This window comes from Bacillus sp. FSL R7-0672 (assembly GCF_038601465.1).
Lineage (GTDB): Bacteria > Bacillota > Bacilli > Bacillales > Bacillaceae > Bacillus > Bacillus pumilus.
Window position 1 is genome coordinate 3,066,404 of the sequence record NZ_CP152010.1, and the last position, 24,546, is coordinate 3,090,949.

Here is a 24,546-nt window from a genome sequence, read left to right on the forward strand (position 1 = left end):
CCCCGTTGTCAATATCATATTTAAAACGAATTGACAATAAATAAACCTATTTATTCCACAAATTGATGAATTTGATAAAAAGAGAGGCAGGCTGCTTACGAGTGAGCAGCCTGTGAAGAGGTGAAGGTTTTTTCTCGCAGGGCATGACGAAGTGTGTCAATGATACGATCCTGTTCAGCGTCTGTCATACTTGTTCCAGAGGGGAGACAAAGCCCTGTTTCAAATAACAATTCAGATACGGGAGTGCCTTTCGCCGCTGAATAAAAGGGACAATCACGAAAGAGCGGCTGTTGGTGCAGCGGCTTCCATACACGCCTTGCTTCAATCTGTTCTTCTTCTAGTGCAGCAATGATGTCCACTGGAGAGGTTCTTTTATCGCGATCAATGGTCAATGTCGTCAGCCAGCGGTTGGACTTGGTGTCTTGATATTCAGACATGAAATAAAGACCCTCTACTTTAGATAACGCATCCTGATACCGCTTGAAAATGCGGCGCTTTTGTTCAACACGCTCGTCCAATATTTCCATCTGAGCAATCCCGACGCCTGCTAGCAGGTTGCTCATGCGATAGTTGTATCCTATTTCTTGATGCTCATAATGCATCGCGCGCTCTCTTGCCTGTGAAGCGAGAAAGCGGCAGCGTTCGATCGCAGCTTCATCATTACTCACAAGCATTCCGCCGCCTGATGTTGTAATGATTTTATTGCCATTAAACGAATAAATGCCGAACCTGCCCATTGAGCCGCTTTTTTTTCCTTTATATAGAGCACCTAACGATTCAGCCGCATCCTCAATGACTGGCACATCATATGCTTCACACAACGCCAGGATCTCGTCCATTTTTGCGCTTTGTCCATATAAATGCACGACAATGACTGCACGGGGTCTTTTTCCAAGTCGTTTTGATTCCACAAAGGCTTTCTCTAAAGCAAGCGGGCACATATTCCATGTATCCCTTTCAGAATCAATAAAAACGGGCGTGGCTTGTTCATATAAAATCGGATTTGCAGTTGCCACAAATGTGAGGGTGGAACAAAAGACAATGTCCCCTTTTTCAACGCCAATAAGCTTTAATGCGAGGTGAATTGCTGCTGTTCCAGAAGATAAAGCCGCTCCTGCATTCACTCCTGCATAGCGCGCGACTGCCTGCTCAAATTCATTCACAAGAGGTCCAAGCGGTGCAATCCAATTACTCTTGAAAGCTTCCTCTATTTTCAAATACTCTTTTCCGCTCATATGCGGTGGTGATAAGTAAATCCGTTTTCTTTCTTGCATCATTTCCCACCCTCTCTCCGATCTTTGATTTCTATTGCAGGAATGCCTACAGCGACTTTCTGATCGTGTATATCTCTTGTTACTGCGGCTCCTGCGCCAATGATTGTCCAGCTTCCGATTGATGTCCCGGGTATCACAACAGCACCTGCCCCAATATGGGTTCCCATTCGTACAGACACACAGCCAGTTAACACTGCTCCCGGTGACAGATGGACAAATGATTCGAGTATACAGTCATGCTCTACGATAGATCCTGTGTTGATAATCGCATGTTCACCGATTACTGCATCTGCTTGAACTACTGCCCTTGCCATTACGACAGCTCCTCTTCCAATGACCGCTGATGGACTTACGACCGCCTGTGGATGGATGAGTGTGGAAAATGCCGTGTTTTCAAAGGAGAGGCGTTCCTTTACTAACTGTCTGCTCTCATTTTGTCCGATCGCAATCAGCCATTTCATATGTGGCATTGTCTCTCTCAGCTGTTGACTCACGGAGATCGGTCCATACAAGATACTGCTTTGAGTCGTAGTCTCTTCAAATTGATCATCTAATACGGCACATAATGAGTAATCGGGATGGGCAGCAATCATTTCTTGAATGACTTTGCTATGCCCACCAGCACCAATTAAACCAATCGGTTGCTCTTTACATATCGGTTCCTTTGAATTTTTCAGCTGTGGCATGATGCGGCTGCTGCACCCCCTCTGTTTTGATGACTTTCAGCAAGGTCATCCATAAAATTTTCATATCAAGCCAAAATGATTGATGCTCGACGTACCAGAGGTCATAGGAGAATTTCTCCTCCCAGGAGATCGTGTTCCTTCCATTCACCTGTGCCCATCCAGTAATGCCAGGCTTGACAAGATGGCGCCTTGCTTGCTCCTCTGTATACATCGGTAGATATTCCATCAGAAGCGGCCTTGGTCCAACGAGACTGAGCTCTCCTTTTAGGACATTGACTAGCTGCGGCAATTCATCAAGACTGAGCTTGCGAATCAAGGCGCCGGTTTTTGTTAATCGAAGATGATCTGGCAGGAGCACCCCGTGCTCGTCACGCTCATCGGTCATCGTCCGAAATTTATATAGCATAAATGGCCGACCATACAGACCAGGCCGCTTCTGCCGAAACAACACAGGCCTCCCAATTTTCCACCGAATCAATCCATAAAGCAGAAGAAAAAGAAGACTGCCTGCGATGAGCAGCGTCAATGCCACCATCACATCTAACATTCTTTTCATCATGAAATCTCCTTTTCTCACTAGCGGGAAACAGCTTGTTTTACCTTATGCACCAGCTGCTGCCGCTCTCGTTTTGTTCCTGCAAATTGATACAAGTAGCCCATATAAAGAAAGAAACATAGACCGCCAATACAAAACAGCTCCCACCAGGACGTCACGTCATAAATCGCTTGAATTCCTGCACAGACGCCCCAAATCATGAGCGCTCCTGCAAGTGGAACCATCGTATGTTTGTAAAAGATGGTGCGTTTCTGATTCGTGATGCGGGCCGTATAAAATGGCAGAAACACAATATTTTTGATCAATAAAACAATCGCTCCCGCTGATGCAATGCCGTATAAACCAAGCTGAAGCGTATGAGTCAATCCATAGGCAAAAAGTACATTGGATACACCTAATATGAGCGTGACCACCGCTGGAACCTTCAATCGATTAAAAGCGGTCGGCACATATGTCAGCGGTAAAAACATCAAGGTCAAGCATAAATAAGCAGCATGAATCATAAGAAGCCATTTCAGCTCTTCAAAGGCAGGTCCAAGCCATAAAAGCATGAGCGGACCGGCAAGTCCTCCTAGCAGAGCGGCCGGAAACGCGACAAATAATCCGCTCCACTTAATGGCACTGGCTGCATATTGAATGAGACCTTCTTCATCTTGATTCGAGTAAAATTTCGTAATCGTTGGGGCAAATACAACCGCCAATGTCCCTGCGAGTGTGCGTAATAATAATGGAAATTGTAATATCGCCGCATACTGTCCCGTCGCTTCCGCTCCAATGAGCAGATTCGTCATCAATAAATCAATCTGTAAAAATAGCAAAATCCCCATTTGCTCAAAAGAATGCCAGACCCCTGATCGAACAAGTGTGAGACTAGAAGATAGTGAAACGTGCCGCCACTTAAACGAAAACCAAGGGATGAGTTTTTTAAAATAATAGATACCAATTCCCATAGCCCCCAAGCTTCCTATCACAGCCGCAAGTGGAATATGCCAGATGGCGGGTGCCATCCATGTAAACAGCAGCACAATCATCAGTGCCCTCAAAAACATTTGAATGGTCTGACCAATACTTGATACATATAACTTATTCGCATAAAACGGCGCAGCCCCAATGCCGGACATGACAAAATTGAGCATAAATAAAAGACCTCCTAATATAAAGGCGGTCTGTGTGTCCTTGGCGAGATCATCAGGCACATGAAGCCACTCTACCAGCTGGCGGGACATGAACAGACAAAACAAAAAAAGGCTAATCGATAAAAAAATGGAACTGACGAAATAAGATGAGAGATAGCGCTGCGCCTTCTCCATTTCTCCTTTATGAGCCGCCACAGAAAAAAAGCGCACCACCACAGCACTTAATGACGCCGTAATAACCGATAAATAGTTGATCATATTTTGCGTCAGATGGATTAAGCCGAATGCTTCGACTCCAAGTGTATGAACGATATACGGTGTTAAACAAACAGACATAAGCATCATCAAGACAAACGTCATGATGTTTGCACTGGCATTGTAAAGAAACGCTCGATTCATTTTGATTTCACGCAGCGTGTAAAAGCCTTCATCCAGCTTCCTCTCCCTTTTGTCTGCTCGTTTTCATCAGCTGATGAATCGCCTCTTTCACAGACGCCTCATTCGGTTCTTTTAATAGCGTCAAAAACGGAAGATGAGCCACCCATTCATACCCTTCCATCACCTTATGATCAAACGACCTGAGGACAACACACGGTGTTTGCGTAATCGCACAAAAAATCATGCCGTGAAGCCGGTCTGTCACGACGACCTGTGCCTTACTTAACTCTTTCCATAAAGCAGATAATTCATCTAAGCGAGTCGTTCGATCCACTCGTTTGCCAATTGTCGTTGTGATCAAACCGACTTGATCAAATGTCTCTTGAATATGCTGCTTTAGCTGCCGCCGCTCCTTTTCAGTGAGATACGCTTCCTTATCCTCTCGCAAACAAAGTAAAACCCCTTCACGTTTTTGTTCCTTGTTTGATTCATCTAATGTCAGCACCATATCAGGCTGTTTCCACACATCTTGATCAGGGAAGTGCTGCTTCATCCAAGTGTAGGTTGTTTGATCTCTTGCCATGAGAAGCAGCCTTGGATGATGTTTGTATGTTTGAATGGCGCGGCGTTCCTCTCTTTTTCCTCTCTTTGTTTCTGTAAAATGGGCAGTGGCCGGCAATTGAATCACCGGATAGGACTTGAAGGTTTTCATGATAAATTGTCTCGTCCATTCTTCATAACGGTATAAGTCCCCCATATTGCCCCCACCGATGATACAGACGATATCTTCTGGGTGCCGCATACGCTTTAACGGACGGGCGAGGCGATAGATCTCCTTCATGTCCACTTCCATGATGTCGTAGGCGGGAAAGTACTCTTTTAAAAAACAATAACTCGCATAGGCAATCGCATGATCCCCTAAATTATCATGTCCTGGCAGCAGCGTGAGAATGATTTTCTTCTGATGACTCCGCTCTGGCAGGCTTTGGCGGCTCAGTCGATATTCAAGCGGATATTTAACCTTTAAGAGCAGCCACTCTGCGGCGTGCGCCTTCAATTGCTGCAATGTCAATCTCATCACCCCTATTTCCTTGTTTGATATTCGATCCATTTTTGATAGCTAGAAGCGGCGGCAGACAGCGGATAAACCAGCCGGCACTTCGCAAGGAATAAAATCATTCGCTTTCGAGCGGTGAGCTTCGATGGTTCCACTTGTTTGACAGCATGCTGAAAAGCCTCGTGTGTCACCATTTCCCGCATGTGATCAAGCTTTTCCCGAAGAGAGAGTGCATTTTGGCTCTTCCATTCGTTGAGCATACAATGAAGGGTATGATTGACAATAAAAAAATCAAGTGCCTTTTCATACAGAGAGATGTCATCATATTCTGTCAAAAACAAGCGCTGCGCATGATAAAAGGTTAGTCCATGATGAAAATACTGCTTCTGATATCGCTGCACAATAGAAGACAGATGAACCCGGTAGTAATAAAGAGGTTCATGAACAAAGGCAATGCCGCGTGATAAAGAAAAACAGCGCAGCGTCACATATTGATCTTCTATGTTCTCAAGTTCCCCCCGCAGCGGAAATCGAATGTGATGTTCTTCGATAAAGGCACGTCGATACAGCTTATTCCATGAGAACCCCGTAATGTCTCCATGCAATAACGCTTCAATTAAACTCGTTTTTTCGGCCGACCGCTCGGCTAACAACGTCGTTGGTATGGTTCGCTTTGACTGTTCAAATTGAATCCAGTACTCACTGACAACTAGATCTGCGCCGGTCATTTCAGCTTTTTCATACAAGGCTTCGCAGTAATGAGGCGCTAGAATATCATCTGAATCAACAAAGGCAATATACGTGCCCTTTGCTTCTTCGATGCCCCGGTTCCTCACAGCGCCTAACCCTTGATTGGTTTGATGAATGACCCGAAACCGCTGATCTTGCGAAGCAAATGCTTCAAGATATTCTCCGCTATGATCTGTAGATCCATCATTTACGAGAATGACCTCTATATTTGAAAAACTTTGATCTGCAATTGATTGAAGGCATTGCTCCACATACTGACTCGTATTGTAGACTGCGACCAATAGACTGATAGCTGGCATTACAACATGCCCCACCTTTCTCAAAATCTACTTTGTAAATATCGTCCTGTACGGTAACACAGATGAATCGAACGGCATCAGCATGATGCTGTACAGAATATAACAAACAGCAATCCCTACATAGATAAAGACATTAGACCGCTGATCAAAAATGCGTGTGAAATACGGCAGTAAAATAAGCTGATACAAGCCAAAATAAATGTGAAATCTTGCATAAATGACATCCTTTGTGGCAAGGATCCCAAACAAGAAACCGAGCAAACAAAAATTCACAACGTAATCACTCTCAGGCGTCAGCTCACGAAGCCGTTTTCGATAAAGAAAAGCAAGCAAAAGCGGCAAAATCAATACACCGATTTTTGTCACATTCATTCCATTTGTATTCGTTGTGAGCCATTCCTCGTAATGCCCATACGAACTGCCTTGCAGCATCACGACAAACACGGAAACAAATCGGTCATAAAGAGCGGTTAACCCTAAGAAAATCATGCATAAGACCAGCATCATCCATGACCACGATTTTGTTCTCACGATAAAATACACAGGAATCATGATAAGAGCCGATGAATGAAACAATGAACATACGAGGACAAGCGGAAAATACAATTTCCACTGACCATTGATCACAAGACGGATGGCGTAAAAAAGAACCGCCGCCACCATATACTGACGCATGCCATTAAACGAAGCGTAATAATGAAAGGTGCCGAGAAAAAGCAGCATACTCAGCTCAAAGGGACGGCCATATTGAATGAGCGTCTTGATGATAAAAAAATAAGTGATCGCCCCAACCGAGATATACATGATTTGCGGATCATGGGACAGTTGATTGAGCATCCATAAAATAAATGTAAATCCTGGGTCAGTGGCCGCCTTGTCCACACCAAATCCGAATATGTGCCAAGGCTTTTCATAATTGATGGAGAACTCATACATCTGTCCATATGTGACAAAATCGGTTCCTACTTTGTACCGAATACCAGCGACAATACAAAGAAACAAAAACGGAAATAACACGAGAATCTTGTTAGGCCGCCATCCGCTTTGAATGGTATCATCACGCCTGCCGTAAAATGCGGCAAAGCTCGACCATAAATAGACCATGATCATGTTCACCAAATATACCGCCATCTGCCATTCCTTCCTTACAGTCCATATCCATTCATCACACGTGTGATGTTCTGTTTGACATCAAATCCTCTTTGTTCAAGCTGGTACGTAATGGTCTCTTGAAGAGGAGGCTCTGCATGATACGCTTCAAGCACCGCCTTCATCCATTCATGCGCGGAATCCCGCAGCGACATTCTTTTCACAAGACCGCAGCCTAAATCTACTTCCTCTGTAATATGATCTGAAATCACACAAGGCAATCCAGATGCCTGTGCTTCCACTAAAACAAGCGGAAGGCCTTCAAACAAGGAAGGCATGACAAAAACATCAAATGCTTTCATATATTCTGGAACGTCCGATACGACGCCTGTAAAGACAATGTTGTCTAACAAACCGGCCTTCTCCGCATATGATTCAACCACCTGCCTCAGCGGTCCATCCCCTACAAGGACGAGCTGAAATGAGACCCCCTGCTTCTTTAAGGTCTGTGCCAGTTCCATAAAAAAAACGTGATTTTTTTGTTCATGAAAACGGCCAATATGACCTATCACCATACTCTTTTCCTGAAGACCCAGCTGCTTTTTGATCTTCACCTTTTCTTCTGGATCAGGCTGAAAGAAAAGGGATAAATCAATCCCATTCGGCAGCACCTCAACCTGTCCATTCTTCATTTTTTTCTGCCCAAATAAAAAGGAGCCGGCATCCTCACCGCATGCAACAAGCTTTGTAGAAAATGCAAAAATCAGCCGGCGAAACCCTTTGAGCATCATATGGTCTACCCAATTTGGCGACTGTTTCCAAGCTGTATTATGCGAATGACAAATCCGCACCTTCACACCCGCCAATTTCGCAGCAAGGGCAGAGAAGCCTGTTTGAAAATCTGTATGAGCATGCACTGCTTGATACGGTCCTGTTCGTTTGATCGTCTTTGTCAAAGTTCTAACAAATGCCAAAGGAGAGGAAGCCCCAATACTCGGGACATAAAAGATACGTCCTCCGAGCCTCTGAATTTCCTCATCATAATCACAGACCTCCTTCCGGTGGGTAATGAAGTCAAATTGGAGGACATTTCTATCGAGTGCACGATAGATGTTCATGATCATCGTTTCAGCTCCGCCGCGGTTCATCCCGCCCACAATATGAAGTACACGCTTTGGCTCACTCATCCCGAATCGGCCTCCTTTTCAACAAAGACGCCTCCAGCTTCCGCTGGTGATAAAATTTCATGATCTTCGGTGATAAACAGGCACGGACCACCGGCTTTAGCGCAAACAAATAATGAACCGGCGGCAATTTTAATAACCAGCATGCTTTTAAAACGAGCCAAGCATTATCTATCGAATATTGAAACTTACGACGCTGAAAAGCCGCTTCATCCTCTCTCACAAGGTATAACGGCTCTTGTAAATTAAAGCCTTTTCTCCCCGCAGCAAAAAAACGGATCCACAGATCAATATCTTCCATCCGTCTCGTTGTTTTCACAGAGCGATATCCATTTAAAGCCTTGTACGCAGCCGCCCTCATCATAATGGTTCCATGACAAAAAGGCGTCCCTCTTGCCAGCACTTTTCGATCAGGCTCTGAAATCAGTGTACGTACACCTTTTGTACCCGATTCATCAAACACGGTCATCGCCGTCCCGACCACATCATATTCAGGATGTGATTCAAGGAAATGCACCTGTTTTTCTAAACGATCAGGTACTGATATATCGTCGCCATCCTGCCTTGCAATCAAGTCTCCCCTCGCTTCAGCTAGACAGCGATTCAGACTGGCAGCGAGTCTTTGATTATGCTCATTGCGGATAAGGCGAATTCTTTCAGGTTCTCGTTTTATATAGGACAGCACTTTTTCATAGGTGCCGTCTGTTGATGCGTCATCACATATGATGAGCTCCCAGTTGTCATATGTTTGATGAAGAATGGATTCAATACTTTCTTCTACTGTGTCTTGGCAATTGTAGACGCCCATGATGATAGACACCTTTGGCTTATGCATGCTCACATCACCTTCTCTGCTTGATCCATGTAAGTTGTATAAATTTCTTCCATAGCACTCACCGTCTGCTCCTGTGCAAATGCATGGGCTAAGGAGCGCCCCGCTTTTCCCATGAGGGGCAGCTGATCTCTTTTGTGATAAAGCTGGTGCAAATATTCAGCCAAATCATTCACATCATGCGGTTTGACTAAAAAACCATTCACGCCATGTCTGATCAGCTCACAGTGCCCTCTATTCTCTGTTGCAATGACCGGCTTTTCCGCAGACATCGCTTCAAGCAGATTCATGCCGAGCCCTTCTCTTAAACTAGTCGACACACATACATCACTCAAATGCATCCATTCCTCAATTTGTTTGTAAAAACCAGCAAAGTGGACATGCTTTTCAAGATGGAGTTCGTGAACCAGCTTTTCATACATCGGCCTCCTTGCCCCTTCCCCGGCAAACACGATCTTCACATTTGGTATTTTCCTATATAGCTGGGCACATGCTTTGATGAGCATTCCTTGGTTTTTATTCGCATTTAATTCGCCAGCGCACAGCACAATAAAATCTTCTGACGAAAAGCCATGGACTGTACGAAGACGCTGCTTCTCTTTTTCATTAACTGGTGCAAATCGTTTCATATCCACACCCATACCAGGAACATAATAAACAGATGTCCGCTCTTTTGATAGACGATCTGCTCTTTTAAAATCCTCTCCATTAATGGTGATCAGAGCGTCTGTATGGCGGGCGAGCCACCGCTCAATCGGATAATAGAGCAGCCAGTTTTGAAGCGGCGCTCCTTGCCAAAAGTGAAAGCCATGTGCTGTGTAAAGAACCTTCGTCCCTTTTTTGCGCGCGCTTTTGGCTGCAAGTCTGCCAATCACACTTCCCATTGGTGTGTGGCAATGGATGAAGTCGTAGTGCTCTTTCGCTAACAGCTTCTTCAGCTCCACATACGCAAACCGGTTGTGCACATGAAAAGGAGATCGCTGAATCGGAATCGAGTGCGCTTGATCCACATAGGGAAGCTCCAGCTGACCATTTGCCGCTGTATGCACTTCCCATCCTTGTTCCTGAAACCACCGGAAATACGGAAGGTGAAATGCCTTAAAATGATAATCAACCGTTGCGCAAAACAAGACTTTTTTCTTCATCAGCAAGCGCTTCCCCCTCTCTTTTCATCTGTTCAGACAACAAATCATCCGATTCGATGGCAACAAACAATGCTTCTCTCATTTGCTCTTCACTCATCATGTCAAATTCATGGATAAAGCGGTTCAGCACATATGGGTCCCCGTCCAGCGCATGGCCGATATGAATTTTCGGGAAAATTTGTTCCTGTGCTTTTTCATGTTGGTTGAGTAGTTCCTCATACATTTTCTCCCCAGGACGAATGCCTGTGAACGTAATCGGAATCTGGTCTGTGGTGTAACCTGAGAGGTGAATGAGGTTTTCTGCGAGGTCAACAATTTTCACTGGCTCTCCCATATCTAATACGAAAATCTGTCTTCCTTCCGCCAAGGCACCCGCCTGAATAACAAGTCTCGATGCCTCTGGAATGGTCATAAAATATCTTGTCATGGCTGGGTGTGTGACCGTGACCGGCCCGCCTTGTTCAATCTGTTTCTTAAAAATTGGAATGACGCTTCCCCTGCTTCCGAGTACATTTCCAAACCGAACCGCGACAAATTTTGTGTCACTGCTTGCCCCCATTTGCATGATCAGCATTTCAGCAAATCGCTTTGTGGCGCCCATCACATTGGCAGGATTGACCGCTTTGTCAGAGGAAATGAGGACGAATGTTTCAATGCCATGCTCATGTGCAGCTTCTGCGACATTTTTTGTCCCGATAATATTGTTTTTCACTGCTTCTTTTGGACTGATCTCCATGAGCGGGACGTGCTTATGTGCCGCAGCATGATAAATCATATCCGGCTGAAACTGACCAACGATTTCACTCATTTTCTGTTTATCTTGGATATCCGCAATTTGCGGATAGAGACTGATGGTATCCCCATACATTTCTTTCAGCTCTAGTAAAATAGAATGAATGCTAAATTCTCCATGTCCCACAAGCACTATCGCTTGAGGAGCAAACACACAAATTTGACGACAGATTTCTGATCCAATCGATCCGCCTGCCCCTGTGACCATGATGGTTTTCCCCTTTAAATGGACAGATAGACGGCTTGAATCTAATTGAATCGGTTCTCTACCTAATAAATCCTCTGGCTGTACATCTCGTAATTGATTCAGCGCATGGGTTCCTTTTAAAATCTGCTCCATCTCCGGCATGATCTGCGTTTTAACCCCAGTCGCTACGCATTCTTTATAAAGCCCTTTTAAGGTATGGCTGCTTTTGGACGGAATGGCGATGATGATCTTTTGAATATCCATCATCACAACAGCTGTTTGAATCTGTTCTTTTCCCCCTAGAACAGGCAGTCCCATGATTTCAAGCTTATGCTTCGTCTTGTTATCATCTATGAAGGCGACTGGTTCAATATGTACATCACTCGATTGCTGAAGCTGACGAACGATGATCGTCCCAGCTGATCCGGCGCCAATGATTAATGCCCGCTCCTTTTCTACCTGCAGCCGCTTTGCCCCATCATGAAATAGCCGGGACGCCATTCGAGATGAGCCGATGAATAATACGTGAAAAAGCCATACGATGAATAAAAAACGGAAGGGCCATGTCTGCACGAAGAGGTACAGCATTGCCATTGAAAATAAAAAAGAACATACAAAGGTCTTCATTAAAGAAAATAGCTCTCTTACCCCTGTATAAGCCCATACTTGCTTGTACACGTGAAAAATATACGAAAACAAATGGTGCCCAATGAGTAGACTGAGCGAAGAAATGACGAGCATTTCAAATGTATAAACAGTTAACGCCGCTTCTTGGACAAATTGAAAACCAAAAAAGACAGCCACTAAGATGAGATATGAATCTAGTGCCACGATGATTGATAATCTTTGGGCGTAAGTCAACGCTCCTCCCCCTTTTTAAAGCATCACTATTCTTACGTAAAATGGGCATCAAACCCGTCCTCACATCCCACTATTGATGACGAGCATCTAAGGCATTGGTCATGCCCACAGCAGGATCGAGTGCCTCCATTGTTAAAGATTAGGAGACATCACCTATCAATCTTGTTAATACATATACAGCCTTCCCTTTTTCTCTTTCTTGCCATTTAGCATAGCCCCAAGCAGTTTACCTGTTGTCCCGTCTAACACTTCTTTTGATTTCTTCACCGCAGCTATCTTGGTTTTGCCGCTTAAGACAACAAGAATGCTTCCATCTGTCCGGTTCGCCAGGATCTTTGCATCGGCTACTGGCAGAAGCGGCGCAGAATCAACAATCACCATGTCATATTGCTGTTCAATTTCATAAAAAAGTTGCTTCATGACAGGTGAGGAGAGCAGCTCAGCTGGATTCGGCGGAATGGTTCCACTCGGAAGCAGCTCTAAATGTTCAATAGGTGTGGGTAAAATAGCTTCCTCCAAGCTGCAATTATTTAATAGCACATTGGTCAAGCCCGTGTGATGACTCAGGTCAAAATATTCATGAACAACCGGATTTCGCAAATCAGCATCCATCAGCAGCACCCGCTTTTTCTGCTGTGCAAAAACAGCTGCTAGATTTGCAGCCGTAAATGATTTCCCTTCCTTCGGCAAGGAGGATGTCACCAATATGGATTTCAGCCTTGTTTGGATTGATGTGAATTCGATGTTCGTTCGGATCGTACGAAATTGTTCTGCTATGACAGAGTGAGGATCTAATACAGAAATACAGGATAAATCTCTCTTTTCTCTTTTCTTTCTTTTAAAGATCAATGTTCTGTCCTCCCGTTATGACGGACTGCTTGTCTTTTTTTGCCCTCCTGTCTGTCTGCATCCGATAGACGCTGCCGAGCGACGGCAATCCGATCTCTTCTCTTATTTGATGTGTTCGTTTTACAGTATCATCGAGTAGGTTCATTAAGAAAATGAGTGTTACCCCCCCTAATAAAGAGGCGCCTAGTGCCAGTACGATATGAACGAATTTTCTTGAATTCATAAGAATCGTATTGGACAGCTTGGCTTCAGACAAAACATTAATGCGATCCATATTCATGGTTTTTTTGATTTCTTCTTGCAACACCTCTGTTGCAGTATTCGCAATGGCAACTGCCTTTGCGCGATCCTCATCTTGTACAGAAATATTGATGACCTCAGACTCATTTTCTGTACTTGTGGCAATTTTGTGTTTTAATCCTTCAGCTGATTCTGTAAGGTTGAGTGTTTCTTTTACTTTTTCAATGACGATCGGACTTTTTAATAAAACTTGAAAGGTACGTGTATATTGAAGGTTCATCTGAATATCGTTTAAGTTCGCTTGTGCGTCATTGCTGCGTTTATGAACAAGAATTTGAGTGGTTGCCTGATATACAGGAGTCGAGACATAGAACTGATAGTAGGCTGAAATGCCCGTTACGATCAGGACAATCAGGATCAGAAGGGCCATTTTCTCTTTAATGACAGAAAACAGCTGCTTAAAACCTATAATCTCATTCATAGATACCTCCCGATTTCATCATAAAAAGGTTATATATGGTTTCTTTTTGTTAATGATTGGATTATAAAAGATAATACCCGCAAAGAAAAATGTCATAATAGGTCTTATGGTTCTTTTTAAAGAACGAAATCGTTCGTTTTCTTTTGTTTACTTCCTAATTCTTACGTTTTTGAATTTTATAAAGAACAATTTATTTCTTATAATGAACGAAAAGGTCGCAGTACGATTCGCCAGGGAGAAGGGATGATCGAATGATAGGAAAGGTGATACGCATTTACCGAAAGAGGAAAGGATACTCCATTCAGCAGTTGGCTGAAGATGCCCATGTTTCTAAATCGTATTTGAGTAAGATTGAGCGTGGTGTCCACAGAAATCCATCTGTCCAGTTTTTAAAAAAGGTATCCTCTTCACTAGAGATTGATTTACAAGAGCTATTTGATGCAGAGACGTTGATGTTTCATGACTCTGAGAGTGGTGAACACGAATGGCGGGAGCATATCGTCAATGCCGTCCAATCCGGCATGCCAAAAGAAGAACTCTATCAGCTGCTCCAAACGTACCGAAAGAAGCAGGAAGAAAAGACGTTACATGTCACTCATAGAAAGTTGACGGATTCGAATATAACAGAGTGGAAGCGTCTGATGAGTGAGGCGAAAGCTATCGGCTTAAGCATTGAGGAAGTAAAAGCATTCCTCGCCAACATGGGAGAACGACGGGCGTAAGCCTTTCAGGAAGAGTCAAATTGCGGGGAGAAGCGTTTGACGCTTCGCTGAAAAAGAGCCTTTTATCATAAAAAGGCTCTTTTTCCTCTTATTCTGCTTTTTTTGTTCGTGCTTTTTTCGTTATATCATTGTTTTTCCAATAGGCCCAGAGAGATGTAATTCCAAGAAAGGCTAACGTGATGAATTGCTGAATACCTTCTTCATCAATAGGAATTGGGCTTTTTCCCGCAGCGGTTAGCGCACTGTTGACAAGTGCGAGCAAAAGCAGCACAAGCCTTGCGATTGTACCTGCACTCATTTTTTGAACTTCCAACTGTAACCCCTCCCTTTCTTCCCCTTCACGGCCGGTACGGCTCGTTCTCTCTCATATGTATGCAAAAACCGAAAGAATAGAAGACCGGATCAAAAAAAGAGACATCATGCCTATATAAGGAATGATGCCTGATTTCATCTTATTTTGATGTAGAAAACATCTCTTTCGCTTCATCCAAAGCCATTTTATTGCCTAGTGCTGAGTAATCGAGCCATGGCTGATCGGCAATCGGATAGACTTGGCTGTTCTTTACGGCTTTTAGCCCCTTCCAAATCGGCGTCTTTTCTAATTGCTTGAATGCCTGCTGCGCTTTATCATCACGGTTCACGACGACAAAGATAGCATCTGCATCATAGTCAGGAAGAACCTCTTGAGAAATCACTTCAAATGGCCGTTTGCTGTCCAGTTTCTTCACCCCATCGACAGGTGTGAGGCCTAAATCCTCGTACAAAATTGGACCCATTGGGCGCTTCATGCTAAATACTCGAAGCTCCTTTGCCGTCACACGGATCGCCATTACTTTTCCGTTTCCAATCTTTTGTTTGATGAGCGATTTGACTTCTTTTGCTTCTTGATTGTAATCCTGAATATATTGATCGGCTTCTTTCTCTTTATTGACGAGCTTGCCGATTTTTTTCAAATGATCACGCCAAGTGCCGTTATTTAAATCAAACACTTCCGTTTTGGCGATTTTCTTATATTTCGATAAATCTTGTCCAGCTAGTTCTTCATCAACGTAAATAACATCTGGTTGTAATGCAAGCAGCGACTCCATATCAGGATCGGCTGCGATGCCCAGCTTCTTCGTACCACTCAGCTGCTTCTTCGCATGTGGAAGGAAATCTTTTAAATCCCCTCCTACAACAGAGCCTGCTGGCTTGATACCGAGTGCTAATAAGTCATTCGTTAAATGAATAGACAAGGAAGCAATTTTCGGTGTTCCATGATCATTTTGAGTTGTTGTATTCTTTGTTTCCTGTTGACCACAAGCGGCAAGCAAGATAAAACAGAGCGTTAAACCAAGCACAAGTAATTTTTTCATGATGAGTTCCTCTTTCTTGTTTATTTCGTTTTTGCTAATAAATAGAGAAAATAAGGAGCGCCGATAAAAGCCACAACGACACCCGCTGGTATGGCATTTGGGGCAAAGATGGAACGTCCAATTGTATCGGCACTGACCAAAATCAACAAGCCAATCAGCGCACTAACTGGTAAAAAATATTGATGGAGTGAGCCGACAAGCCGCCTTGCCAAATGCGGAGCGACAAGTCCAATAAAACCAATACCGCCTGTCATCGAAACACTTGCACTCGCCAAACCAACAGCTAAGGTCAGCAAAAGGAGACGCTGACGCTGAACACGTACACCTACACTTGAGGCGACAGCATCTCCTAATGTCAACGCATTGAGCGTGCTTGACTGCATCAGCGTAAGCGGTACAAGGCATACAATCCAAGGCAGAAGCGCTAACACATGAATCCAGTCTCTCCCCCAGACATTGCCGACAAGCCATCTTGAAGCAAATGTGTATGTATCTTCATCTAGCTTCAATGACAAAAATAACGTCAAAGCACTGAATCCCGCGGCAACTGCAATTCCTACTAGGATCAGCCGGATGGGAACGAGCCCTTCCTGCCGGTCATACGCCAGAAGCACGATGACCGCTGCCGCAAGAAGCCCTCCGCCAAATGTAAAGAGCGGAATAAGAAGAGAGGGATTGCCTTCTAGTGCGTGGAAATACGTCACAAATACGATTAAGCCAAATGCAGCGCCTGCATTCAGTCCAATAATCCCTGGATCGGCCAGCGGGTTACGAGATAGACTTTGCAAAATGCCTCCCGCAATACCAAGACCAATTCCAGCTAGCATCGTTACCACGATTCGAGGCAGACGATAGTCAAACAGCACCGTTTCACTTTGAAAATCTCCAAAGCCGAATAACGTTTTGACGACTACAAGAGGATTTAGTTTCAGCGTACCGGTATTTAAGCTATACAGCACAACGGCCACACTCAAACAAAGCAAAACGACTGTCACAACAAGAGCCCGCTGTTTCTCTCTCATGACAGGTTCCTCCCTTCTTTTCTGGCAATATACAAGAAGAAAGGAACACCGACAAGTGCCACCATCACGCCAATGGCAAGCTCTCGCGGCGGATTAACGGTGCGGCTGGCAAGGTCAGCAAAGACAAGCAGTACCGCGCCTAATATCGCTGACATCGGAATGACGAAACGATAGTTTACACCAACCAGCTTTCGTGCGATATGTGGGATGACAAGACCGACAAACCCAATGGAACCGACTGCTGATACAGAAACCCCTGCTAATAATACAGCAGCTACCATTCCTAGTATTCGCACTTGTCGCGTTTTCACCCCTAAATTTGCCGCTACATCTTCACCAAGCGACAGTAGCGACAGTGACCGTCCTAATAGCATCGCCCATACGATCACTACGAGAATGACCGGGGCAAGAATTGTCAGCTGCGGCCATTTCACACCTGCCACTCCGCCTGCATACCAAAACGCAAGGTCCTGACTTAAGTCAAAATAAATCGCGATTCCAGAGCTAAGTGCATGAAGCAATGCAGCCACAACGGCTCCTGCTACTGTTAGGCGCAGTGGTGTCAAAACGCCACCAGCCGCACCAATCGCAAAGATCAGCAGCGTACTGAGCACTGCACCAATAAAGGAAAACAACATAAGTGCCGAATAAGGGATTCCTGGGAAAAAAGCAAAACAAAGAGCGACCACGAACATCGCACCGCCATTGATGCCTAAAATCCCCGCATCGGCCAGCGGGTTTCTTGTAATCCCCTGCATGAGCGCACCCGCTACGGCAAATGCCGCTCCAACAAGAGCTGCTCCTAAAACACGAGGAAGTCTTAATTCATGGATGATCTGCTGCTCTGTGACATCTGACTGATAGTCAAATACAGCTGTCCAAACCGTTTGCAGAGACAATGTTTTGGCACCATATGACACAGCCAAAAACATGGCAGCCGCCAAACTAAGGACGGCGAGAAAAAATATCAAAAAGAACAGAATATATGATGATCGTTTTTGTTGAGGTGTTCGCTTATCCTGCAAAATCGGTGTCATCCTTTTCTTCATTAAAAGTCTGTTTGAAAATGAGAATCATAATCATCAAAATTATATCTGCCTGCCTCTCAAAAATCAATGTACACCTTATTTTTTAATTAATGAAGGTATGCAGATGACAGTCTTTGCTCGTTTGAAATGACCTATCATTTTTTCTCATAGTTTAATAGGAAAATAGTTGACATTCCGCCTGAATATCCTCTAAAATGACAAAAGTAAGTCAAATGTTATAAAAATATTACAAACAGATGTCAAACTGATAAAGAATGACCCGTCTTGAGAGGAGATTTGAACGTTGTGTCATTAAAGGGAAAATGGAGTATCGGCCTATTTGCACTTGCGATCGTCATTGGAGTCGTTGCTTTCTTTCAGAATCAACAAGCAAGTGGTACCGAGAAGAAAAATGTAAAGCAGGATACGAACTATAAAAACGTCGAAATCGTCACTCTCGTAAATGACGGGAAATTTATGAGATATGCAGTCAACTATCCTCTTTTTCATCAAAAAGAGCTAGATGACAAGATTCAAAGCTACGCCAATTCAGCTTTAGAGCATTTCAAAAAGACGTTTAGTGAAGCCAAGGACGTCGATGAAAACAAACGCTTTGAACTGAATATTGATTATGATATGGTGCATTATGCGAAGCAGTCGGCTGCTATTCGCTTTACGACTTATACCTATACAGGTCAGCAAAATGGGATCACCAATCATCTCACGATCAACTATGATTTTCAGAAAAAAACCTTTCTTGACACAAAAGATTTATTTCTACCTAAAACCAACTTTTTGAAGAAATTATCCTACATTACATATTCGGAGCTTCAAAAGGACAAAACCTTATCTAAGGATCAGACGCTCCTTCAGAAAGGAACAGCCCCTACTGCTCAAAACTTCAGTCAATTTGCCTTGAAAGAGAAATATGTAGAATTTTATTTCCCAGCATCTCAAGTAGCCGGCGAAGATCTTGGTCCCCAAACACTTGCGATTAAAAAGACGCTGCTGAAAGATATAATGAAACCAGAATATATGAATAAAACCAAAAATCAAAATGAAATGAAAGAACCAAATCCGAAAAGAAAAGCCGTCAAGCTGCCGCAAAAATCAAAGTTTGATCCAAATAAAAAAGCCATCGCCCTCACATTTGATGATGGTCCGAATCCAGCGACCACTTCAAAAATTTTAGAAGCACTGAAGGAAAATAAAGGACATGCAACCTTTTTCGTATTAGGCAGCAGGGTGCAGTATTATCCTAATATGCTTGCCGATATTCTAAAAGGCGGGAATGAAATCGGAAACCATTCTTACAGTCATCCTTTATTAACAAGACTGCCTTTAAAGGAGGCGGTGAAACAAGTGAAGGACACTCAGAAGCTGATTGAGAAAGCGAGCGGGTATACACCTACGCACTTTAGACCGCCATATGGTGGGACAAATCAAGACATCAATCAAGCAGTTGGGATGAAGGTCTCTTTATGGGATGTTGATCCTGAGGATTGGAAAATTCGCAACAGCCAGCAGATCACAAACCACGTTCTTTCACATGCAGCAGATGGGAGAACGGTGTTGATGCACGATATTTATGACAGCTCAGCTCAAGCAGCAGTGAAGATCATTCATGAACTCACCAAACAAGGCTATCAGCTCGTCACAGTCAGTGAGCTTGATCAATTAAAAAAAGAACGAAATGAACAAGCCCCTGTGCAATAAACACAGGGGTTTTCTTTATGACTCCAAAGATTTCTTTTGTTTCAATAATGCTTGAAATGTCTCCTCCAGCTCCTGAGACGGCTCAATACTTAACCGGCTGAGCACTTCAGACAGCTGTAAATCAATTAACAGAAGCTCCTCTTCTCTTTGGGTCACAGCTGGTTTGTCGCCTTTTTGTTTATACGCTTCATATGTGCCATCAAATGCTTCAATACGCTTTTCATGAACATGGAAAATGCGAGTCGCCACCTTCTCAATCAGTCTGCGATCATGGGAAACGAACACAACAGTACCCGGGTAATCCTTCAATAGACCTTCAAGCGCTTCAACTGCCGCCAGATCTAGAAAGTTCGTCGGTTCATCCAGCATGAGAACATTGGCATCGCTGACAAGCAGGGACGCCAGCATAGTCTTCACCCGTTCTCCACCGCTTAACACCCCAACAGGTTTATGCACGTCATCTCCTCGAAATCCAAGTCTCGCTAAAACCGTTCGTACCACTGTCTCATCTTGAACTGCCTCTTTCAGCGCATTTTGTAAAATCGATTCATCTACCTTTAATCCTGAAAGATCTTGACGAAAATAGCCGATCTTGACAGCTTCTGAGCGAGAAACTCCGAGATGTCCATTTACCAGCATTCGGAGAAATGTCGTTTTCCCGCTCCCATTATTGCCAATGATGGCGACCTTGTCCCCGCCTCTCACTTCCACATTCGCCTGTTTCCAAAGCAATTGATCGCCCGCCTTGCCATCTACATTTTTCACTCGCAAAATGGTACGGCTCGCTACTTCCTTCATTGTATGCTGCGTCATTTGAATGGGCTGAATGTCTTTTACTTTCTCAACCTTTTCTAATTTCTCCATCCTTGTTTCAATCGATTTGGCTGTTTTTTGCAGCTTTTTTTGCTTATTTGCATAGTAGGGCTTTGCAATTTTTGGCCCTGAGGATTTCAGCTTTTGGGATGGCTTTGTAGCTTTGTCGGCTTTTTTCTTTTTCTTTTCTAGCGCATGCTCTAACTGTTTTTTCTTTTGGGTATAAGCTTCGTACGCTTCCACCTGCTGACGATGCGCCAGCTCTTTTTGATGTGCAAATTGCGTGTAGTTGCCTTTGTATTGATTGAGCCGTCCATGATCCAGCTCCCAAATCTCCGTACATACCGCATCTAAAAAAGCACGATCATGTGAAACGACAATGAGGGCTCCTTGATAATTGTGAAGCTTCTCTTCCAGCCACTCAATGTGCTCTGTATCTAAATGAGTCGTTGGTTCATCTGCTAATAAAAGGGCAGAAGGACGGTTTAACGCGCTTTCAATATAAGCCTGGGTCATCTCACCACCACTCTGTATGCCATCCGCTTGTTTTAGCTGAGGAAGCAGTGTGCAGGTCGTTGTGGCAGCAAACGTGCCACTGTCTGGTGTCTCTTGTCCCGCGAGCACATGCAATAACGTCGTTTTCCCGCTGCCATTTGCCCCGACAAGTCCAATGCGGTCACTTTGATGGATGGTAAGTTCCTCAATATCAAATAACAATCGATCTTTTCGAAACACCTTTAACTGATTGGCTTTTACTAACATCCAACCCACTCCTTTCGTATCAGGAGACATGAAAAAGCCTCCCATTCTCAGAATAGGAGGCAAAATGGTGTACAAAAATAAGCGGATCAATCTCGGATGACGTGCCGTTCCTATTTGAACACACACATCCCCGTATCAATCTCCTCATTCTTTGATTCCCAAGCTGTACCATCCTATTCCGAAGCTAAAAAATGAAAACGCAGCAAACATGGCAAACCAATCGTTTGCTCACTGCCTTCGTTTTTTCATTTTGCTTACAGGTCATAGGATTAGTACTTCATTGCATTGGGTCACCCTTCCGTCGTTTGTTACGTTTACAATAAAAGATTGGTTATTTTTTGTCAAGCTGAAATGGCACAGGTGAGTCCATTCATTTCAGCGTAATAGAAAACCTTTGAAGTCTTGGAAGGACTGGTACCAAAGCAGAGCAATTCCACTTTCATGCACGTCAGACACCAAATACGAGGGTTTGCCTACACGCTGACAGACTCATGATTGAGTCTGTTTCGTCTGCATCCATTGATCAATCGTCCGCAATGCTTTATCTGTTCCGCCTGCTGTTTGGAAGCTTTCTTCAATTTTTTCGATTCCAGCACGGTATGTGTTACTTCCCAGAACAGATTCCACGGTTTCTCTTAGCTGCTTTGCTGTCAGTTGGTCTTTATCAAGTGCACGGGCAGCAGATAGCTCGGTCAGTCTTTGTGCGACCATCGGCTGATCTTTGTCGACCGGAATGACAACCATCGGAACGTGATAATGAATGCCTTCATTGACACTGTTCATTCCGCCATGCGTCACAAACACATCTGTCAGCTCAAGTACTTCAAGCTGTGGCACATAAGGCTCGATCAGAAAATGAGAAGGTGCTTCTTTCAAGAGAGACCGATCCACTTTTTCACCTGTTGCGAGCACCACTTTTCCATCAAAGTCGGCAAATGCATCAATACACATATTAAAAAATGCTTCTGTATCCCCAAGAACGGTGCCCATCGAAATAAAGACGACTTTTTCTTGCTCAAGTGCTTCCAGCGGGAAATCATGCTGATCTGCCCTTTTTAGAAAGCTCGGTCCAATGAAAACAAATGAGTCGTTCACTGCATCGACAGACGGCTGAAAATATTCACTTGTATACACGATATTCAGTTCTCCGCGATTTTTCATGAATTGCATCAAACGCGTTGGCTGAACGCCAAAACGCTCTTGTATGCTTTCTAACAGATGATCGGCTTTCTCATCCTTTCTGTATAGCGGTGTATCAAAATGCGCCTCTTGCAGCACAAAAGATGGGTTTGAACCGATTCCTGGAATTTGTAAATAATCTCGAACAAGCTCCCCTGCCCCAAACATATCAAAATAGACAAAATCAAATGAATGCTGCTGAGAAAGTGTTTCTACCACCTCTAAAATATCAAATGATGTTTGCAACATGGCATGAAAGAATGGCTGCATGGAATCGAGATTTCCTTCATCCACGTGTAATGTCCGAATATAGTCTGGATGTTTATGTACGTGAGCGCCTAAGCGTTTGATTCGTTCCTCATAATGTACAGTTGTGACCGCATGCACTTCATCTCCACGATCCGCCCATGCTTTGATGATCCCTAACATAGGATTCACATGCCCTTCAGCGGGAAATGTAATCAATAAAATCTTCGCCACAAGAAATCCCTCCTCATTGTCAATTCTCTTCCATGTTAATCATATACAGCCAGCGGGCTCAACAAATACGCCTGTAAAGGGAAGAAATGAGTCTTATGACCAGTATTTTAAGAGATGACTAGAAGAAAAAAGACAAAGCCCCAAGTTAAGTGCTTTGTCCTTTTTCTATTATTTTTTGAGCAGCATTTGTTTAAACGCAGCAGACTGTTTTTCAATTGAGATCGGATCTGCATAGATAAATTCATTGATTGAATAATAAAGAACATGTCCCTGCTTCACCGCTCGATTCTTTTTCCATACACCGCTGCCCGTGATATCTAGGTTTGGCTCTTTTCCATCCTTTGTGGGGACAAGTAAATAGTCACCTGTATACTGGTTCATCTCTTCTAACGAAATACCAAGATAGCCTTCCTTTGGAAGTGCCTTTTCTACTTTTGCAGGCAGGCTGAATCCATAGCCTTGATAGATAACTTCCCCGCCGCGGCCAAAATCAGTACCAAATAAGTATACTTGCTTTGGCTGGACATCCATAATGGAGAACGTCTTGTCATCACCTATTTTTGCTTTGACTTCTTCTCCGTCTTTCTTTAACTGCTCATCCATTTCTTTTATTTGTTTTTTTGCTAACGCTTCTTTTCCAAGAATCTTTCCGATTTCAATATGCATCTCTTTGAAGCTGTGTTCACTTGTCGTGAATGTGATCGTTTTGGCAATCTTTTTATATTTTTCAACCTGTGCATTTTGAGAATAAGCAATAATCAAATCAGGCTTCAGCTTTGCAATCGCCTCCACATTTTCGATAGGCACCCGCTTCACACCTGTTTCATCTAAAAAGGATGATTTAGGATAAACATCCGTCATCCCAACTGGTGTCACACCAAGCTTTTGGAAACTTCCAAGCTGCGCCGTTAAAACAACAACTCGCTTTGGCTTGGCAGGAATGGTGATCTTTTCACCCGTTTCAGTTGTATATGTACGTGTACTTGCTGCTTGCTCTTTATTCTCTTTCTGCCCGCATGCCACTAACAATAATGCCATCAAACTGATCAACCATATCATTTTTTCCACTTGCGAAACCACCTTTAATTGAGAATAATTATTAATTATAGCATAATTAGACAACCATTAAATGAACAGTTTTAAAAGTGAATGATACATATAGTAAAACGAAAAAACCCTCTCCAAAGGAGAGGGTTTAAATTGGACCTTTATCAATCGTGAACAAGGCCAAGTACGCGCTCGGAGGGATTCGAACCCCCGGCAGACGTGGTACCGGAAACCACCGCTCTATCCAACTGAGCTACGAGCGCACGATATGTTTTTGAACGTCAGCATATCAAATTATAAGGGAAATGCTGCAAGAAAGCAATGATATTCTGATGACTTCAAAGAAGAAGCCTGCACCGAAAAGATGCAGCCATGTCGATTTATGCACTTTTAACAGATGCAATAATTTTTCGTTCCATATTTTCATTTACTTCATCCACTGTTTTGACAAGACAAATGATCCCATCAATAAATGGCCAAATGAACAATGTCAACCATCCTAGGAGAAGCATGGTCACTGCATAGCCAAAGTTTTACCATATTTTTTTAAACCTTTTCCATGGTTTAAGAAAAATAATTTTTGGGAAAAATAACATGTGGCTGTCGAATTTTTTGATTGCGTTTTG

General features: G+C 43.6%; 22 protein-coding genes and 1 tRNA gene. 2 read left to right on the forward strand and 21 right to left on the reverse strand.

The genetic code is table 11. The features are described from left to right. Positions 1-95: 95 nt before the first annotated feature. The 13 genes from MKY18_RS15675 to MKY18_RS15735 all read right to left on the reverse strand — a co-directional run bounded on the left by MKY18_RS15675 (position 96) and on the right by MKY18_RS15735 (position 13,796). A complete protein-coding gene (locus tag MKY18_RS15675; protein ID WP_065098089.1) occupies positions 96-1,274 on the reverse strand; it encodes an aminotransferase class I/II-fold pyridoxal phosphate-dependent enzyme in 1,179 nt (392 codons plus the stop codon). Then, positions 1,274-1,960, reverse strand: coding sequence for an acetyltransferase (locus MKY18_RS15680; RefSeq protein ID WP_065097993.1), 687 nt, complete (start codon positions 1,958-1,960; stop codon positions 1,274-1,276). The genes MKY18_RS15675 and MKY18_RS15680 overlap by 1 nt, the downstream gene beginning before the upstream one ends. Continuing rightward, positions 1,923-2,516 carry a sugar transferase gene (locus MKY18_RS15685; protein ID WP_081277146.1) on the reverse strand — a complete coding sequence of 198 codons (594 nt, stop codon included), beginning with the start codon at positions 2,514-2,516 and terminating at the stop codon, positions 1,923-1,925. Before MKY18_RS15685 ends, MKY18_RS15680 begins: the two co-directional genes overlap by 38 nt. 20 nt (positions 2,517-2,536) lie before the next feature. Continuing rightward, positions 2,537-4,051, reverse strand: a complete 1,515-nt coding sequence (locus tag MKY18_RS15690; RefSeq protein ID WP_065097991.1) for an MATE family efflux transporter — start codon at positions 4,049-4,051, stop codon at positions 2,537-2,539. Positions 4,052-4,079: 28 nt separating this feature from the next. Further along, on the reverse strand, positions 4,080-5,108 hold the full coding sequence (locus tag MKY18_RS15695) for a polysaccharide pyruvyl transferase family protein (protein ID WP_065097990.1): 1,029 nt from the start codon (positions 5,106-5,108) through the stop codon (positions 4,080-4,082). A 5-nt stretch (positions 5,109-5,113) separates the two neighbouring features. Next, on the reverse strand, positions 5,114-6,136 hold the full coding sequence (locus MKY18_RS15700; RefSeq protein ID WP_065097989.1) for a glycosyltransferase: 1,023 nt from the start codon (positions 6,134-6,136) through the stop codon (positions 5,114-5,116). A 27-nt stretch (positions 6,137-6,163) separates the two neighbouring features. After that, positions 6,164-7,267, reverse strand: coding sequence for an EpsG family protein (locus MKY18_RS15705; protein ID WP_113768101.1), 1,104 nt, complete (start codon positions 7,265-7,267; stop codon positions 6,164-6,166). Between the two features lie 14 nt (positions 7,268-7,281). After that, positions 7,282-8,412, reverse strand: coding sequence for a glycosyltransferase family 1 protein (locus MKY18_RS15710; protein WP_065097987.1), 1,131 nt, complete (start codon positions 8,410-8,412; stop codon positions 7,282-7,284). Beyond that, positions 8,405-9,244: a glycosyltransferase gene (locus tag MKY18_RS15715; protein WP_268453903.1), complete on the reverse strand. Its 840-nt coding sequence runs from the start codon at positions 9,242-9,244 to the stop codon at positions 8,405-8,407. The genes MKY18_RS15710 and MKY18_RS15715 overlap by 8 nt, the downstream gene beginning before the upstream one ends. Positions 9,245-9,246: 2 nt before the next feature. Continuing rightward, complete coding sequence (locus tag MKY18_RS15720; protein ID WP_065098088.1) at positions 9,247-10,386, reverse strand: glycosyltransferase family 4 protein; 1,140 nt, start codon at positions 10,384-10,386, stop codon at positions 9,247-9,249. Next, complete coding sequence (locus tag MKY18_RS15725; protein WP_106067303.1) at positions 10,352-12,226, reverse strand: nucleoside-diphosphate sugar epimerase/dehydratase; 1,875 nt, start codon at positions 12,224-12,226, stop codon at positions 10,352-10,354. Before MKY18_RS15725 ends, MKY18_RS15720 begins: the two co-directional genes overlap by 35 nt. 165 nt (positions 12,227-12,391) lie before the next feature. Continuing rightward, entirely contained in the window at positions 12,392-13,075 is a 684-nt protein-coding gene (locus tag MKY18_RS15730; protein ID WP_065097984.1) for a CpsD/CapB family tyrosine-protein kinase, read from the reverse strand. Then, the gene (locus MKY18_RS15735; protein WP_065097983.1) at positions 13,065-13,796 is read right to left on the reverse strand and encodes a Wzz/FepE/Etk N-terminal domain-containing protein; all 732 of its coding nucleotides are present in this window, start codon (positions 13,794-13,796) and stop codon (positions 13,065-13,067) included. Before MKY18_RS15735 ends, MKY18_RS15730 begins: the two co-directional genes overlap by 11 nt. A gap of 251 nt (positions 13,797-14,047) precedes the next feature. Between MKY18_RS15735 and MKY18_RS15740 the strand changes: the two genes are divergently transcribed. After that, positions 14,048-14,518: a helix-turn-helix domain-containing protein gene (locus MKY18_RS15740; RefSeq protein ID WP_106067304.1), complete on the forward strand. Its 471-nt coding sequence runs from the start codon at positions 14,048-14,050 to the stop codon at positions 14,516-14,518. Positions 14,519-14,606: 88 nt separating this feature from the next. Here MKY18_RS15740 and MKY18_RS15745 read toward each other — a convergent pair whose 3' ends face one another. The 4 genes from MKY18_RS15745 to MKY18_RS15760 all read right to left on the reverse strand — a co-directional run bounded on the left by MKY18_RS15745 (position 14,607) and on the right by MKY18_RS15760 (position 17,944). Then, entirely contained in the window at positions 14,607-14,831 is a 225-nt protein-coding gene (locus tag MKY18_RS15745) for a phage holin (RefSeq protein ID WP_106067305.1), read from the reverse strand. Between the two features lie 139 nt (positions 14,832-14,970). Beyond that, on the reverse strand, positions 14,971-15,876 hold the full coding sequence (locus tag MKY18_RS15750) for an iron-hydroxamate ABC transporter substrate-binding protein (RefSeq protein WP_185847307.1): 906 nt from the start codon (positions 15,874-15,876) through the stop codon (positions 14,971-14,973). A 17-nt stretch (positions 15,877-15,893) separates the two neighbouring features. Beyond that, positions 15,894-16,895, reverse strand: a complete 1,002-nt coding sequence (locus MKY18_RS15755; protein WP_106067307.1) for an iron ABC transporter permease — start codon at positions 16,893-16,895, stop codon at positions 15,894-15,896. Then, the gene (locus MKY18_RS15760) at positions 16,892-17,944 is read right to left on the reverse strand and encodes an iron ABC transporter permease (RefSeq protein ID WP_080772918.1); all 1,053 of its coding nucleotides are present in this window, start codon (positions 17,942-17,944) and stop codon (positions 16,892-16,894) included. Before MKY18_RS15760 ends, MKY18_RS15755 begins: the two co-directional genes overlap by 4 nt. A 285-nt stretch (positions 17,945-18,229) precedes the next feature. Here MKY18_RS15760 and MKY18_RS15765 point away from each other — a divergent pair, with 285 nt between their 5' ends. Next, positions 18,230-19,639: a polysaccharide deacetylase family protein gene (locus MKY18_RS15765; protein WP_342497569.1), complete on the forward strand. Its 1,410-nt coding sequence runs from the start codon at positions 18,230-18,232 to the stop codon at positions 19,637-19,639. Positions 19,640-19,654: 15 nt separating this feature from the next. Here the strand turns inward: MKY18_RS15765 and abc-f are convergent, their stop codons facing one another. The 4 genes from abc-f to MKY18_RS15785 all read right to left on the reverse strand — a co-directional run bounded on the left by abc-f (position 19,655) and on the right by MKY18_RS15785 (position 24,183). Continuing rightward, positions 19,655-21,214: an ABC-F type ribosomal protection protein gene (gene abc-f, locus MKY18_RS15770; RefSeq protein WP_268483140.1), complete on the reverse strand. Its 1,560-nt coding sequence runs from the start codon at positions 21,212-21,214 to the stop codon at positions 19,655-19,657. Positions 21,215-21,703: 489 nt separating this feature from the next. Next, complete coding sequence (locus MKY18_RS15775) at positions 21,704-22,873, reverse strand: macrolide family glycosyltransferase (RefSeq protein WP_106029358.1); 1,170 nt, start codon at positions 22,871-22,873, stop codon at positions 21,704-21,706. Between the two features lie 168 nt (positions 22,874-23,041). Beyond that, complete coding sequence (locus tag MKY18_RS15780; protein ID WP_342497835.1) at positions 23,042-23,932, reverse strand: ABC transporter substrate-binding protein; 891 nt, start codon at positions 23,930-23,932, stop codon at positions 23,042-23,044. 175 nt (positions 23,933-24,107) lie between these two features. Continuing rightward, a tRNA-Arg gene (locus MKY18_RS15785) sits at positions 24,108-24,183 on the reverse strand. Between the last annotated feature and the right edge of the window lie 363 nt (positions 24,184-24,546).